General features: G+C 67.1%; 14 protein-coding genes. 4 read left to right on the plus strand and 10 right to left on the minus strand.

Annotated elements, in window-relative coordinates:
* Positions 1–496: 496 nt before the first annotated feature.
* From WS69_RS06125 to WS69_RS06155, 8 genes are all read right to left on the minus strand, one after another.
* On the minus strand, positions 497–1105 hold the full coding sequence (locus WS69_RS06125; RefSeq protein ID WP_059469916.1) for an acyl-homoserine-lactone synthase: 609 nt from the start codon (positions 1103–1105) through the stop codon (positions 497–499).
* A gap of 304 nt (positions 1106–1409) precedes the next feature.
* Positions 1410–2102: a LuxR family transcriptional regulator gene (locus WS69_RS06130; protein WP_059469917.1), complete on the minus strand. Its 693-nt coding sequence runs from the start codon at positions 2100–2102 to the stop codon at positions 1410–1412.
* An 821-nt stretch (positions 2103–2923) separates the two neighbouring features.
* Complete coding sequence (locus WS69_RS06135; protein WP_059469965.1) at positions 2924–4531, minus strand: acyl-CoA ligase (AMP-forming), exosortase A system-associated; 1608 nt, start codon at positions 4529–4531, stop codon at positions 2924–2926.
* A 274-nt stretch (positions 4532–4805) separates the two neighbouring features.
* Positions 4806–5024: an AMP-binding protein gene (locus WS69_RS34020; protein ID WP_197419216.1), complete on the minus strand. Its 219-nt coding sequence runs from the start codon at positions 5022–5024 to the stop codon at positions 4806–4808.
* A gap of 85 nt (positions 5025–5109) precedes the next feature.
* Complete coding sequence (locus tag WS69_RS06140) at positions 5110–5892, minus strand: 2OG-Fe(II) oxygenase (protein WP_059469918.1); 783 nt, start codon at positions 5890–5892, stop codon at positions 5110–5112.
* A 111-nt stretch (positions 5893–6003) separates the two neighbouring features.
* Positions 6004–7590 (minus strand): inorganic phosphate transporter, encoded by a 1587-nt coding sequence (locus WS69_RS06145; RefSeq protein ID WP_059469919.1) that lies wholly within the window; start codon positions 7588–7590, stop codon positions 6004–6006.
* 122 nt (positions 7591–7712) lie between these two features.
* Positions 7713–8117 carry an SRPBCC family protein gene (locus WS69_RS06150; RefSeq protein ID WP_059469920.1) on the minus strand — a complete coding sequence of 135 codons (405 nt, stop codon included), beginning with the start codon at positions 8115–8117 and terminating at the stop codon, positions 7713–7715.
* Between the two features lie 149 nt (positions 8118–8266).
* A complete protein-coding gene (locus WS69_RS06155) occupies positions 8267–8731 on the minus strand; it encodes an Lrp/AsnC family transcriptional regulator (RefSeq protein WP_059469921.1) in 465 nt (154 codons plus the stop codon).
* Positions 8732–8866: 135 nt separating this feature from the next.
* Between WS69_RS06155 and WS69_RS06160 the strand changes: the two genes are divergently transcribed.
* The 4 genes from WS69_RS06160 (at position 8867) to WS69_RS06170 (ending at position 13601) form a co-directional block, all read left to right on the plus strand.
* Positions 8867–9493: a LysE family translocator gene (locus WS69_RS06160; RefSeq protein ID WP_059469922.1), complete on the plus strand. Its 627-nt coding sequence runs from the start codon at positions 8867–8869 to the stop codon at positions 9491–9493.
* 381 nt (positions 9494–9874) lie between these two features.
* The gene (locus WS69_RS06165) at positions 9875–11464 is read left to right on the plus strand and encodes a S53 family peptidase (RefSeq protein WP_059469923.1); all 1590 of its coding nucleotides are present in this window, start codon (positions 9875–9877) and stop codon (positions 11462–11464) included.
* A gap of 58 nt (positions 11465–11522) precedes the next feature.
* The gene (locus WS69_RS33010) at positions 11523–11696 is read left to right on the plus strand and encodes a hypothetical protein (RefSeq protein WP_156437963.1); all 174 of its coding nucleotides are present in this window, start codon (positions 11523–11525) and stop codon (positions 11694–11696) included.
* 237 nt (positions 11697–11933) lie between these two features.
* Entirely contained in the window at positions 11934–13601 is a 1668-nt protein-coding gene (locus WS69_RS06170; protein WP_059469924.1) for a S10 family peptidase, read from the plus strand.
* A 312-nt stretch (positions 13602–13913) separates the two neighbouring features.
* On the opposite strand, the gene WS69_RS06175 is transcribed toward WS69_RS06170, so the two are convergent.
* Together WS69_RS06175 and WS69_RS06180 are read right to left on the minus strand one after the other, a co-directional pair.
* Entirely contained in the window at positions 13914–14528 is a 615-nt protein-coding gene (locus WS69_RS06175; protein WP_059469925.1) for an SCO family protein, read from the minus strand.
* A complete protein-coding gene (locus WS69_RS06180; protein WP_059469926.1) occupies positions 14525–15346 on the minus strand; it encodes a formylglycine-generating enzyme family protein in 822 nt (273 codons plus the stop codon). Before WS69_RS06180 ends, WS69_RS06175 begins: the two co-directional genes overlap by 4 nt.
* Positions 15347–15367: the final 21 nt, after the last annotated feature.

Raw genomic sequence — 15367 nt, forward strand, 5'->3', positions numbered from 1 at the left:
GCCGGCTTGCCGCCCCCGCCAACATGCGGACATTTCATTTGCTACAAAACCGGACATTTCTATTTGTCCGCGACAGTCATAAAGCTGCGGATGTCGATGAGGGCCGGATCGAATGACGGGACTGGGGCCGGCCTGCATGGACGCATCGGGATGGCGGACGCTGCACTGGCGGCGCGGCGGCGCGCGTGACCGGACGCTCGCGGCCGGCGGCAGCGCGAGCACCGACGTGCAAGCGAATGAGGAATCCCGAGACGGGAGTGCCGAGCGCCCGGCAAAATCGGCTGCCTCGCGGCCAGCCGGCTGAGGCCGTGGCCATAAGCCTTGGCGCACAGTCAGCGAAGTTGGCGGAGGCCGTCCAATCCGACGGCGCGTGGCCTCGGCGGATATCCGAGCGACGCCGAACGGCGAGCGACAAAGCGAGCTTGCGCGTCGGACGTCGGACATGGCGAAATCGGCAAAAACGACAAGACGCGCGTCTCGCCCAGACGCGCTCGCGTCAATGCATCGACAGGCACGACGCGCACTGCATCCGGCCGAACGGCGCGAACGCGAGGCGCGGCAATTCGACCGAGCACGCGGAGATGCTGCCGCCTGCGTACGGCGCCGCGTTGCCGAGGCGCTGCAGCGCGAATCCCGAGCGCCGGTACAGGCGCTCGATCGACAGCGACATCACGCCGACCACGCGCGTCGCGCCGAGCGACGCGGCCACCGAGAGCACCGACGGAAAGAAATCCATCCCGAGCGGTTGGTGCCCGGTCGCGCGGCGGCGCCGGCGCGATGCGGCGAAGCGCGACATCTCCCAGACCGTCGGCGATTGCGGCGCGGGCGCCGAGCCGAGCAGATGCGGAAAGACATCGCGCAGCAGGTACGGGCCCGTCGTCGGCAACAGGCGCGCATAGCCGCATACTCGACGCGCGTCGTCGAGTGCGACGACGTGGATCGTCGACGGACCGTCGAACTCGTCCCATTCCGCATGATCGTCGCGCGCGTGGGCCGCGATCGTCCAGCCGAGCCGGCGGACGAACACGTCGTAGCGATACGCGCCGAGATCGGCCTGAACGTGCGGCGGCAGTTCGTTCAATCGGCCGGCGATGATGTATGACATGGCGCTTCGTTCTCCGATGGATCGATCGTCGGCGTGAAGATAAGGCGCGTGCGATCGCGTATGAGCGGTGATGGTTGAGAGGCGCGCGCGTCGCCGTGACGACGATCCGGCCACGCACCGAACGCGCGCCGCATACGAACGCGACATGTCCTCGCCGCTGCATGGCGACGATGACGACGGCGTACGGAATGGCGTTCGACGCGGCTCGATCAGGATTCCGATGCAATCGGCCGATCGCGTCGCGTCGGCGCACGACGCGGCGGGCGTGACGGACGGCCCTAACGCACCCGGATGGATGGTGAATTCATGGAAAAATCAGCCCTTGTCGCGTCGCCTTCACGGCGGCGAACGTGCGGCTGCGCGTGTTGAGCTTCTCCATCGCGTTCTCGATGTGGAAGTCGACCGTGTACTTGGAGATGTCGAGCATGTTTGCAATGACCCACGACGACTTGCCGCGCGCGACCCAGGTCAGGCATATCTGCTCGCGATCCGTCAGGTGGACGGAAGGCGGAATGGGGCGGCTCGTTCGCATGCTCTGGAATTGCAGATGGAACTGCATGCTGAGCAGATAGGCGTTGCGCCATTTCGCTTCGGCGTCGTGTGTCGGCGCGGTGCCGGACAGGTTGATCAGCAACACGTGTCCGAGCGGCTGATGAAGCGGAATGCTGATTCCGTTGTCGAGGCCCGCGTCCTCCGCTTCCATCAGCAGATTCCGTTCACACAGGTTCGACGTCGCAACGTCGCTCCACGAGAACGGCGTGCTGTACCGGAACGCCGCGCGAGGGACGGGATCGATGTCGAAGTAGTCGTTGCGCGTGTAATGCTCGATCCACTCTGTCGGGTAGTGCAGCGAGACGACGTTGACCGACGCGGAATGCGACTTGCCCGACAGCTCGACGATCGCATGATACTGATAGCCGATCTGCAGCGCCGCCTGCCTGAAAGTCTCGATCAGCGTGCGGACGTCGCGCGATTCCGGCAAGGCGGCGGAGAACATCGGTGCCGAAGCGCTTTCTCCCGACGACCCCGCGCCGTCATCCCCACCTGTTCGATATTCGCGTTGAAGCAGCCTGCTCAATTTGCATGCCCCCATTATTGAAAATCAAGACTTTTGGAAGTGCCGTGTACCGGATTGGGGACGCGTCGCCAATGAAAATCGGATAACGCAATGACGTTGAAATTGTCCGGAAATAATATCAAATGTAATAACGATTGCAAGAGCGGCGTTCGGATAATCGGCGATTTATTTTGAGGCGATGTTCGATATTTTTATCTCGATACCCCATGTGTTTTTCACTGTCTGCAACGATCTGGCCCATGTGGAGACGGGGTGTGGCCTGTTCGATACGGCACCCGGAATTTAAACCGCTGGCTTGATGCAATGGGCGAGTTCATTTCGTTTTTGCGTGGACGAGATTTTTGTGCGAGCCGAGTAAGTGCCGCATCGTTTCGCGAAATCGCTATCAGTAGGGAATGGTATCGAGTGGATATTCGAACGGATTCGGGTTTATTAGATGCGCGGTAAATTCTTGTTTTCCATCGAGGAATGGCGCGCGAATATATTCGTGGCGGAACGGAAACTGGCGCTGAGAAATGATTCGGCCGAATGCGGGCGCGCGCGGCTGTAGTGCGTGTCGCCGAGCGCTCGTGGACGTGAGCGCGGCAATTCAGCGCAGCGCATCGAGCGGGCGAAATGCGGTTGTAAGCGAAGGCTGCCGCATCGTGCGCGCGAGTTTCGCGACATGCGTGCCGGCCGCGTGGGAAGGTCGACCCGAAACGCCGCGCGGCGGTCAATTGCCTTGCACGGCAGGCTCGCCGTCAAAGCGTTTCGACGAGGTTCGCCGCATCCGCGCGCAACGCGATGCGGTCGAATTTCCCGTTCGGGTTGCGTGGCAGCGACGCGCGCGTCGCGATCGTATAGGGCACCATGTATGGCGGCAGTTGCTTCGCACACCACGTGCGCAGCGCATCGGGCGTGAACGAGTCGATGGACAACGGCACGACGACGAGCGTGATCGCCTCGCCGAGCTCGTCGTGCGGCACGCCGAGCGCGACGGCCTCGGCAACGAGTCCGCTCGCGTGCGCGACATCTTCGATCTCTTCCGGGCAGATCCGGTAGCCGGAGCTCTTGATCCGCGCATCGTTGCGGGAGACGAAATAGAGGAATCCATCGTCGTCGCGGCGCACGAGATCGCCCGACCAGACGGCCGTCTCACGCTGCGCGCCGCCCGGCCGCGCATCGGGCGACGGCCGATAGCGGAGCGTGGTGCGTGCAGGATCGTTCCAGTAGCCGAGCGTCACGCACGCATCGACGTGAACGAGCTCGCCGACCTCATTCGGCGCGCACGGCGCGCCGTCCTCGCGCACGACGAGGATTCGCGCGTTCGGCACTGCCTTGCCGATCGAATCGGGCCGGCGATCGGCTTCGGCGGGATCGAGATAGGTCGAGCGGAACGCCTCGGTCAGTCCGTACATCAGATACGGCAGCGCGTGCGGAAAAAGGCTGCGCAGCGCGCGCAACACAGGTTGCGGCATGTGACCGCCGGTGTTCGCGAAATAGCGTAGCCGCGCGCGCGTGTCGTCGGGCCACGCGGCGCGCGAGAGCTGGATCCAGAGCGGCGGCACGCCCGCGAAGCCGGTGATCCGCTCGCGCCGGCAGATGTCGACGATGTCCGCCGGCATCAGATAATCGACGAGCACGGCGGTTGCGCCTGCGGCCCATGCGGTCGTCAGCTGGCTGAGGCCGGCGTCGAAGCCGAGCGGCAGCGCCGCGAGAATGCGGTCTGCGGCCGTGTGACGCAGATAGTGCGCGACACTCCATGCACCCTCCAGCAGACTGCGATGGCTGAGCATCACGCCTTTCGGGTGGCCGGTCGAGCCGGGCGTGTAAAGGAGCGCGGTGAGATCGGTATCGATCGTGTCGGTTTGCCGTGACGTTGCCGCGCTTGCGTGGGCATTCGCGGCAGACTCGGGCGGCGCGTCAGCCTGAGTCCATCGCAGATACGTCGTGCGCGAGGAAGGCGTCGGCGCTTGCGTCTTCGCATCGATCAGGATCACGTATGGAATGGTCGCGAGCACGTCGTCGCCGAGAATCCGTGCGCGCAGCGACGACGTGACGATGCAGCGCGCTCCGCTGTCGGCGAGGATGTGATTGACCTGATCGGGCTTGAGGATCGGATTGATCGGCACGAACACGACGCCTGCGGCGGCCGCGCCGAGCATCGCGACGACGGCCTCGACGCGCTTGTCGAGAAAGATCGCGAGCCGCTTGCCTGGCGCGATCTCGAGCGCTTGCAGCCGCTCGGCGAATGACAGGCTCCGCGCGGCGAGTGCGCGATAGGTGAGCCGAGTGTCGTCGGTGACTAGCGCCTCGGCATCCGGCGTGCGGGATGCCGCTTGTCCGACCAGATCGAAGAAATTACGTATGGTTCCACCTCCGTTCCGAATCACGAGCGGCGCACGTCGAGCGATGTTGCGAGGCCTTCGGTGGCTAACGAGCGTCGCGCGACCGCGGCCGATCCTGGCTGCCGGAAAGAGTAGCGAATAGGCGGCGCGTGCGGCGGTCCCGCATGCAGGTAAATTGACGAACGGGGTGATGCCGAACATTGGCGAGCGCGATCGATTCGTTTTCGACGTTTCGCTAGCACACGCAAAACATGAATGCGCTGCTGTGGAGGAGATTGCATGCTCGACGGTATCGTCAATTATCCTGATGAATCTCGTTTCGCAACGTAAGCATATCTTTCAATTCGGTTGCATGTCCGGCATGCGTGGACATGTCGGATGATCGAGCGGCGCTCGGCGGCGCGATGGTCGAATCGTGCGCGCGAACGTGGATTCGCTCTGGCCCGTCGAATCGCATGGCCGATGCCTGTGCGGCGCGGCAGATGGATGCATGCGCAACCATTTCATTCGACATGGCCGATTCGCCGAGCGAGAAGATTGGGGCGAATGCGAAGCGGCGTGCATTGTCCGTAAGAGCGCGCGTCTCGTCGCGTCCGGCGTCACAGCGCGTCGTGAAAGATGATCCCGAGCGTGTGTCGCCGCCCGGCGTGCAGACGGCTCACGCCATGCCGCAGATTCACCCGATATGCGCCGCGCGCGCCTTGCACGGGCCGATGATGCACGGCGAAGATCACCGCATCGCCTTGCTCGAGCGGCACGACGTCCACGCGCGACTGCATGCGCGGCCGTTGTTCGGTGATGACGAACTCGCCGCCCGCGAAATCGACGCCCGGCTCGGACAGCAGGATCGCCGCCTGCAGCGGAAATTCGTGCTCGCCGTACAGATCCTGATGCAGGCGGTTGTAATCGCCTTCGCCGTAGCGCAGCAGCAATGGCGTCGGACGCAACTGACCGGCGGCATGACAGCGCTCGATGAACCGGGCGTGCTCGACGGGGAAGCGTGCATCGACGCGCATCAGCGTATTCCAGCGGTTCGCGATCGGCGCGAGATGCGGATAGAGCGCAGTGCGCAGCGCGTGTATCACGCGCGGCAGCGGATAACCGAAATACTTGTATTCGCCGCGGCCGAAACCGTGGCGCGCCATCGTCACGCGGCTGCGGAACAAGTCGTCGCGCGCATAGAGCGCGGCGAGCGCTTCGCACGTGCGGCGTGCGAGCAGCCCGCGGACGATCGCGCGGCCGTCGCGGTCGAGATCCTGCTCGATCGTCTGCCACGCGAGCGCGTCGATCCGCCGCGCGAGCGCCGCTTCGCGCGATGCGAAGGCCGTCGTTTCGTCGTGCGTCCGAGCGGCTGCCGCGGATGGTTCGGACGTCGTATTCATCGGTGCTTCCTCGCTGCATCATGAATGGGTCGATGCGGCGAGTCTAGCGGGACGGCCGACACGACGCGCTCCGAATCTTGCGCTGCAATCCGGCTGCGTGCGCGCATGGCGTCAGAGCAGCGCGTGGAAGCCCCAGTAGAGCGCGCCCGCGAGCACGATCGATGCGGGCAGCGTCAGCGCCCACGCGAGCACGAGGCTGCGCACGGTGCCCCATTGCAGTCCCGAGCCGTTCGCGGCCATCGTGCCCGCGACGCCCGACGACAGCACGTGCGTCGTCGACACGGGCAATCCGTACGCGTCCGCCGCGCCGATCGTCAGCATCGCGACGACTTCCGCCGACGCGCCTTGCCCGTAGGTCAGATGCTGCTTGCCGATCTTCTCGCCGACGGTCACGACGATGCGTCGCCAGCCGACCGTCGTGCCGAGACCGAGCGCGGTCGCGACCGCGACCTTCACCCAGGTCGGAATGAACTTCGTCGCGTGATCGAGCTGCGCGCGATAGCCGTCGAGCGCGCGGCGGTCCTGCGGCGAGAACGCCGGCTGTCCGGTTTTCTCCATCAGGCGCAGCGCCTCGGACACGAGATACATCGTATTGCGCACGTTGTCCGCCTGGCCTTCGGGGACTTTCGCGATCGAGCCCGTCGCGCCGACCTCGGCCGCGAGCGAGCCCGACAGTTGCCGGACCGCAGGCAGCGTCGCGCGGCTCAGTTGGCGCGACTGCACGTACGCTTCGACGTCGGCGCGAGGATTCGGCGACGGCGGTGCGTCGCCCGCGTAGCGCGTGAGTGTCGCGGCCGCCTGGTGCGCGACGGCGATGAACGTCTGCGTCTCGCCGGGCGTGACGGCCTTGTTGAGCGCGTATGCGGTCGGCACCGTGCCGATCAGGATCAGCATGATGAGCCCCATGCCTTTCTGGCCGTCGTTCGAGCCGTGCGCGAACGACACGCCGGTGCAGGTCAGGATCAGCAGGCAGCGGACCCAGAACGGCGGCGGCTCGTTCTTCTGCGGCTCGCGATAGAGGGTCGGCACGCGCACGAGCGCCTTCAGCGCGGCGAGCAGGAGGCCCGCGCACAGGAAACCGACGATCGGCGAGAGCAGCAGCGACTTGCCGACGCCCGCCGCCTGCGCCCAATCGACGCCGCTCGTGCCCGACGGCCCATGCATCAATTGGTTCGCGAGCCCGACGCCGATGATCGAGCCGATCAGCGTATGCGAGCTCGACGACGGCAGCCCGAAGTACCAGGTCGCGAGATTCCATGCGATCGCCGCGATCAGCAGCGCGAACACCATCGCGAAGCCCGCGCCATGACCGACCTGCAGGATCAGCTCGACGGGCAGCAACTGCAGGATGCCGAACGCGACCGCGCCCGTCGACGCCGCCACGCCGAGAAAATTCCAGATGCCCGACCAGATCACCGCGACGTTCGGCGTGAGCGAATGCGTGTAGATGACGGTCGCGACGGCGTTCGCGGTGTCGTGGAAGCCGTTGACGAACTCGAAGCCGAGCGCGATCGCGAGCGCGACGCCGAGCAGCAGATAGGGGAATATGGAGCGCTTGCCGACGGGTGCGAGATCGGCGAACAGATGGACGAACACGTAGGCGGCGCCGCTTGCGACGAGCGCGACGAGGAGCGCGATGCCCAGATGCCGGGTGCGACCGAGCTCTCCGCTCGTCGCGGCGGACAGGGGGTGGTTCATGACGGCCCTTGATGAGACGGACCGTTTGATCCTAGCGCTCGCGATCCGGCAGTTTGATGACAGCGCTCAAAGGGGGCGCGATTCGTCGGCTGCGAGGTCGGGGAATCGAGCGCGGGGCGGGTTCAGTTCCCGATCGCCTGCCCGATTCGCGCGAGCACGGCAGGCCAGCCGCGCTTCATCCCTTCGTACGCGATCCGCGCTTGCGGCGCGTCGAGATCGAAGCCCGCATGCTCGAGGAACACGCGTGTGCCGCCGGATTCCGGTTCGAGCCGCCACGAGATCGTCGTGTCGAGCGAGCTTTTCGCGAACGCGATCGCGAAGCGGCGCTCGGGTTCGACCGTGGTGACTTCGCATGGCTGCCGGCCCCACGGGCCCATGTCGAGCGTGAAACGGTGGCCGGGCACGGGGCGTACGTCGCCCGCCGCCCACCAGCGCGCGAGCGCCGCGGGTTCGGTGAGCGCCGCCCAGACCTGTGCAGGCGGGCGGGCGACGAATTGTTCGACGCAGATCGGTTCGGCTTCGGTCATCGCGGGGGGCTCGAAAATGCGTATCGGAGGCCATGCATGATAGCGGACGCGCAAGCGGCGTCGACAGACGGCGAGGCTCGCGTGCGCGCCGGTCTCCGTTGCGCGCACGGCTCGCGCCGCGCCCGGTCGGCGGCGACGCGCGCCGCCGCTCAAGGAATCGGCAGCTCGGCCTCGCGCTTCACCTCGCGCAGCGACAGCGCCGATTCGATCGACGTGACGCCCGGCAGCACGCGCAGCGTCTCGCGCAGAAACATCCCGTAGTCGTCGAGATCGTGCGCGACGACTTGCAGCAGATAGTCGGCGGAGCCCGACACGTTGTGGCACGACAGGATGCGCGGAATGCCGAGCACTTCGCGCTCGAAGCGGTTCGCGACGCCGCGGTCGTGAACCGCGCAGCGCAGCAGCACGAATGCGACGACGCCGAAGCCGAGTGCGTTGCGCGACAGTTGCGCGCGGTAGCGCTCGATGTAGCCGTCGCTTTCGAGCCGCTTGAGGCGGCGTGCGCACGGCGTTTCGCTCAGCCCTACCGAGTCGGCGAGGCGGGCGACCGGGATGCGGCCGTCGAGCTGCACCGCGGCGAGGATGGCGCGGTCGGTTTTGTCGAGATCGATCATGATATGGAAATGCTCTAAAAAAGCGCTTACTAGTAGTGTATTCCGATAAGTTTGGCGGGTAACCCAACCAAATAAGCCAATAAACCCTCATCGAGCAGACGCATCATGGAACCCTTTCGACACCCGGGTTTGACCATGTTTTCCGCTCACTTGCTGCTCGTCTACGTCGCTGCCGTCGTCGCCATTTACGCGGTGCCCGGGCCCGACATGGCGTGCGTGCTGCAAACGGGCATCGGCCGCGGCGCGCGTCACGGTGCGGCCGCCGCGGCCGGGCTCGGGCTCGCGCGCGCCGTGCACGTCACGCTGTCCGCGTGCGGCGTCGCCGCGCTCCTCAAGAGCGCGCCGTGGCTCTACGAGACCGTGCGCTACGGCGGCGCGCTGTATCTCGCGTACCTCGCCGTGCAGATCTTCCGCTCGCCGGCGTTCGCGCTGTCCGACGAAGGTCTGGCGCAGCCCGCCGTGCGGCTGCGCCAGACCTTCGTCAAAGGGCTCCTCACCAATCTGCTCAACCCGAAGGCGCTGCTGTTCTGCTCGGTGCTGCTGCCGCAGTTCGTCCAGCGGGGCGGCGCGCCGGTAATCGTGCAGATGGCGGTGCTCGGCGCGGTGCTCGTGCTCGCGGGCCTGTGCTTCGATCTCGCGTGCGTCGCGGGTGCGACGCGCGTCGCGGGATGGTTGCGCGCGCATCCGCTTGCGCAGACCGCGCAGCGCTGGACCTTCTCGGCCGTGCTGCTCGGCTTCGCGCTGCGGCTGTCGATCGACTGACGCGACGCGCGCGAACGCCGGCATCGCCGTCGGCGTCAACACACGCGGCCATTGGCGCATGCGAAGCAACTAACCGCGAAGCGCCGGAATTCGCGGGCCGCGCACGTCGTGCGAGGCCCGCGCCCGCCTGCGCGGGCACGCGTCGTTCGCGGTGGGCCGAACGTCGCGTGCCCGACCCCGCGATGCCATGAATGCGCCGTCACGAACGCTCGAGATGCCGACACAGGATCGCCGCGCGTGCTTTACACTTGCTCTGCCGTACTGTCGCATGGTCCTGTCGACGGCGTGTGTGCGCCGTCCGACATACCGGTCGGAACTGCGATCGCGCGACCGTGTCCGAATCCTGACAACCCGTTACCACGGCTTCTGGAGGATCCGAATATGGCAAGGCATCTTCACGCCGGCAACGAACCGCAAATCGTCGCCGAATCCACGTGCATCGGTCCATGCGATCCGGCCGAGACGATCCACGTGATGGTGATGTTGCGGCGGCAGGAAGAGCAGCACCTCGCCACGCTGTTGCAAGGCCTCGCGAGCGGCGATCCCGACGCGAAGCCGGTCTCGCGCGAAGCGTTCGCCCAGCGTTTCTGCGCGCATCCCGACGACGTCGGAAAAGTCGAAGCGTTCGCGAAGCAGCACGGTCTGACGGTCGCGCGCGTCGATCCGGTCGAGAGCGTCGTCGTGCTGTCGGGCACGATCGTGCAGTTCGAGGCGGCGTTCGGCGTGAAGCTGCAGCGCTTCGAGCATCGGACGATCGGCCAGTATCGCGGACGCACGGGCGACGTCACGCTGCCCGACGAACTGCACGACGTCGTCACCGCGGTGCTCGGGCTCGACAACCGTCCGCAGGCACGCCCGCATTTCCGGGTGCGGCCGACCTTCCAGCCCGCGCGCGGCGTCGCCGTCACCTACACGCCGCCGCAGCTCGCGGCGCTCTACGATTTCCCGCCTGGCGACGGCGCGGGCCAATGCATCGCCGTCGTCGAGCTCGGCGGCGGATATCGGCCCGCCGAGATCCAGCAGTATTTCAGCGGCCTCGGGCTCGCGCGGCAGCCGACGCTCGTCGACGTGAACGTCGGCGCCGGCCGCAACGCGCCGACCGGCGATCCCAGCGGGCCGGACGGCGAAGTCGCGCTCGATCTCGAGGTCGCGGGCGCGATCGCACCCGGCGCGACGCTCGCCGTCTATTTCACGCAGAACAGCGACGCCGGCTTCATCCAGGCGGTCAACCAGGCGGTGCACGACACGACGAACCGGCCGTCGGTCGTAACGATCAGTTGGGGCGGTCCGGAGGCCGCGTGGACGTCGCAATCGCTGCAGGCGTTCAACCGCGTGCTGCAATCGGCCGCGGCGCTCGGCGTGACCGTGTGCGCGGCGTCCGGCGACGCCGGCTCGAGCGACGGCCTGCAGGACGGCGCGAATCACGTCGACTTCCCGGCATCGAGCCCGTACGTGCTCGCGTGCGGCGGCACGCGGCTCGACGCGCTGCCGGGGCAGGGCATCCGCAGCGAAGTCGTGTGGAACGACGATGCGGCGGGCGGCGGCTCGACGGGCGGCGGCGTGAGCGCCGTGTTCGACGTGCCGGACTGGCAGAAGGGCCTGAGCGCGACGCTCGCGCAGGGCGGAAGCGCGTCGCCGCTCACGAAGCGCGGCGTGCCCGACGTCGCGGGCGACGCGTCGCCTGCGACGGGCTACGAGGTGCTCGTCGCGGGCACGTCGACGGCGATGGGCGGCACGAGCGCCGTCGCGCCGCTGTGGGCCGCGCTCGTCGCGCGGATCAACGCGGCGGCGGGCAGCCCGGCAGGCTGGATCAACCCGAAGCTGTACCGGAACACGGGCGCGCTGCGCGACGTCTCGGTCGGCGACAACGGCGCATATGCGGCGACGCCCGGCTGGGACGCGTGCACGGGGCTTGGCAGCCCCGACGGCGCGAAGGTCGCGGCGGCGCTGAAGAGCGGCGCGGCGGGATGATCGCGAGCCGGCGCGACGCTCCGACAGCGCTTCATCTGCCGACGCGCCGTCGCACTCGATGCGACGGCTCGCAGGCTGCGGCGTCGGGGCGTTTGACGTCGGCGTCGCGGCGCCGGAGATTTTGCGGCGCGGGGCCGATGGCGGCGGTGCCAACCGCAGCGGTTCGGCGGCGCAAGCCATGCCGCTCGACGGCGCCGGCGAGCCGGGCGTCGACGCGGTGACGACGCGGTGAGCAAAGGCGCCCGCGTAGCCGCAGCGGCGACGCCGGCATCGCAACGGTGCTTCGCTGCGATTGCGGCGAAGCGGTCGTGGCAGCGGACGCGCGTCGCGCGAAGCCGATGCGGTCCGGTGCCGGCTCGACGCGATCGGTTGCCCGAGACACGCGCGCCGTCGCAATCGACCGCAAACGGTTTGGCACGATTGACGATTCGTTCATGCACCACCTAATAGAACCAGAAGGAGCAGCACGATGAGCATCGATACGACATCTTCCGGCGGCGTGCAGCCGCTGCATCACGGCGCGTCGGCTTCGGTCCATGCGCCGCCGACCGTCGTGACGCCGAAGGCGGACGGCGATCAGCCATTCTTCGATCCGGTCGCGTACGGCAACGGTCCCGACGATTCTGTGACGGACACGACCGAGGCCGAGGCGCTCACGCATCACACGATCCAGATCGACGGCCGCACGATCGCGTACGCCGCGACGGCGGGCCACCTCGTGACCGTCGACCCGAGCAGTTCACAGCCGAACGCGAAGATCTTCTACGTCGCGTTCACGCAGGACGGGCAACTGGAGGAATCGCGGCCCGTCACGTTCTTCTACAACGGCGGACCGGGCTCGTCGGCGGTGTTCGTGCTGCTCGGATCGTTCGCGCCGAGGCGGATCAAGACGTCGATGCCGAGCTTCACGCCGCCCGCGCCATACCGGATGGAAGACAATCCGGACAGCCTGATCGACAAGAGCGATCTCGTGTTCATCAATCCGGTCGGCACCGGCTATTCGGCGGCGATCGCGCCGCACAAGAACCGCGATTTCTGGGGCGTCGACCAGGACGCGAACTCGATCAAGCAGTTCATCAAGCGCTATCTGACGAAGAACAACCGCTGGAATTCGCCGAAGTTCCTGTTCGGCGAATCGTACGGCACCGCGCGCAGCTGCGTGCTCGCGTACAAGCTGCATGAGGACGGCGTCGACCTGAACGGCATCACGCTGCAATCGTCGATCCTCGACTACAAGCAGGCGGGCAACCCGGTCGGCGCGCTGCCGACCGCGGCCGCCGACGCGTGGTATCACAAGCGGCTCGGCGTCGCGCCGGCGCCGACCGATCTCGGCGCGTTCGTCGAGGAAGTCGCGCAGTTCGCGCGCACCGACTATCTCGACGCGCTGCGCAAGTTCCCGCACGCCGACGCGGCCGTCGTCAAGAAGCTGTCCGACTATACCGGCATCGACACGACGACGCTGTTGTCGTGGAGCCTCGACATCGCGGGCTACGACACGCGCGGCAATTCGCTGTTCCTGACGACGCTGCTGAAGGCGCGCGGCTTGGCGCTCGGCGGGTACGACGGCCGCGTGACGGGAATCGAATCGGGGATCGCGGGCAAGATCGATCCGAACTCGGGCGGCAACGATCCGACGATGACGGCGGTGTCCGGCGTCTACACGGCGATGTGGAACGCGTATCTGAACGAGCAATTGAAGTACACGTCGAATTCGTCGTTCACCGACCTGAACGACCAGGCGTTCAAGTACTGGGACTTCGGCCATGTCGATTCGACGGGCGAGCAGCAGGGCGTCGACGCGAAGGGCAACGTGATCCTCTACACGGCGGGCGATCTCGCCGCCGTGATGGCGCTCAACGTCGACCTGAAGGTGCTGTCGGCGAACGGCCTCTACGACTTCGTCACGCCGTTCTACCAGACGGTGCTCGACTTGCAGCAGATGCCGCTCGACGATCCGAAGGTGCGCGAGAACCTGTCGGCGCGGTTCTATCCGTCGGGGCACATGGTGTATCTCGACGGCGGCTCGCGCACTGCGCTCAAGCACGATCTCGCGCAGATGTACGAGTCGACGGTGCACGACGCCGCGGCCGTGATGCGGATTCGCGCGCTGCAGGCGAAGAAGCGCGAAGGCGCGTGATGGAGCCGGGCGCGCGCCGCGAGTCGCGCGGATGCGGCTCGCGGGCGGTGCGGTGCGTGAATGCGCGTGACGGCATGGCGGCGCGCAGCGGGCGCAAGGCCGTGTGCCCGCGCTCTCGCGCGCTGGCGATCGATGCGCGGCGGCGTGTGCCGATTTCGACAGGCGTGCAACGCGCGATCGAAGGGATGCCATACGGGGATGCGGCGGCGCATGGACATCCGGCGAGGTTCGATGCAGAGCGCGTTCGCGCGAGACGCACGGCATGCCGCAGCGTTCGACGGACGAGCGGCGACGCCTCGCGTCGCCGTTTTTTTATTGCGCGGCCAACTGCTTGCGCATTGCATCGACGAACGCCGGGTCCGTCTCGCCGAGCGTGTTCGTGTGCGCGACGATGCGTCCGTCGGCATCGAGCAGCACGATCGTGCTCGAATGATTGAACTCGCCGCTCGCGAGCTTCCGGTACTGAATGCCGAGCAGCGCGGCGACGGCGCGCGTGCTGTCGCGATCGGTGCGCGCAAGCCGCCAGCGTGCATCGAGGCCGTGCGCGTTCGCGGTCTTGCGCAGCACCGCGACCGAATCGCGATCGGGATCGATCGTCACCGCGACGACCTTGATCCGTTTGCGCGCCGCCTCGCCGCCCGCGTCGAGCGTGAGGCCGATCGTCTCGAACAGCATCGGGCAGACCATCTTGCACGACGTGTAGAACATGCTGACGAGCGTCGGCATGCCGCGCAAATCGGCCAGGCGGAACGTTTTGCCGTCCTGATCGGTCAGCGTTGCGTTTGCCGGGTAGAGCGAATCGGTTGCCGTCGCAGCGGTCGCTTGCTCGGCTGCGACGGGCAGGCCCGCGCCTTCGGCGGTCGTCGCGACGCATGCGGCGGCGATCAGCGCGAGCGCGCCGCGCCGGGTGAGGTGTCCAAGCTTCATATCATTTCTCCTGAAATCGAACGGGCGCAGCGAAAACCAAGGCTTCCGGTCGAATCCGCACCGGTGAGGGAAGACAGTAGCGCGACGCGCATCAGCACCGCGTAGCTGTCGCGCCGCACGATGCTGATCGCGCCGGCGCCGCAAAACCGTTGCTGGTCCGGGTCGCCTTGCGTGCGGCTGTCGCCGCTGATGAAGAGCGCATTGAAGTCGTCGACCCATTCCCAGATCAGCCCGTGCAGGTTGCGTACGCCGTAGGCGTTCGGCGCGCCGCCGACGGGCGGCAGCACGCGCGCGGCGGGCTGCTCATACCACGACAGGATCTGCCTGCGCCACAGCGGATCGTTGCGCGCGTCGGTGCGCGTCGCGTCGGCGGCCGCCGCGTATTCCCATTCGAGCCACGTCGGCAGCCGGGCGCCTTCGCTCGCGCAATACGCGCGCGCGGCGAACCAGCTGACGCCCGTGACGGGCGCGTCGGGCGACGTCGGCTGCGCGGGATGCAGCGGGTCGGCCCAATCGGCGAGATACGCGGGACCGGCGAATACGCGCGCGACGCGATCGCGCCGCCATTCGGGATGCGCGCTCACGAACGCAGCGAACGCGCGGACCGTCACGGGCGCGTCCTGCAGCTCGAACGCGTCGATGTGCACGGGCGTCGAGCGGCCCGGCACGTCTTGCGGCAGCGCGCTTTCGAAGTCGCCGCCCGGCAGCTGCACGAAGCGCGCGGCATGCGCGCCCGCCGCAGCGAATGCAAGCGCCAGTGCGATCGCCGCGATGCGGGCGAGTCGAATCGCGCGTGACGATGTCGACGAAGCGCGCATGGCCGTCGCTCCCTGGCGTCG

The sequence above is a fragment of the Burkholderia sp. BDU5 genome (assembly GCF_001522845.1).
Taxonomy (GTDB): domain Bacteria; phylum Pseudomonadota; class Gammaproteobacteria; order Burkholderiales; family Burkholderiaceae; genus Burkholderia; species Burkholderia mayonis.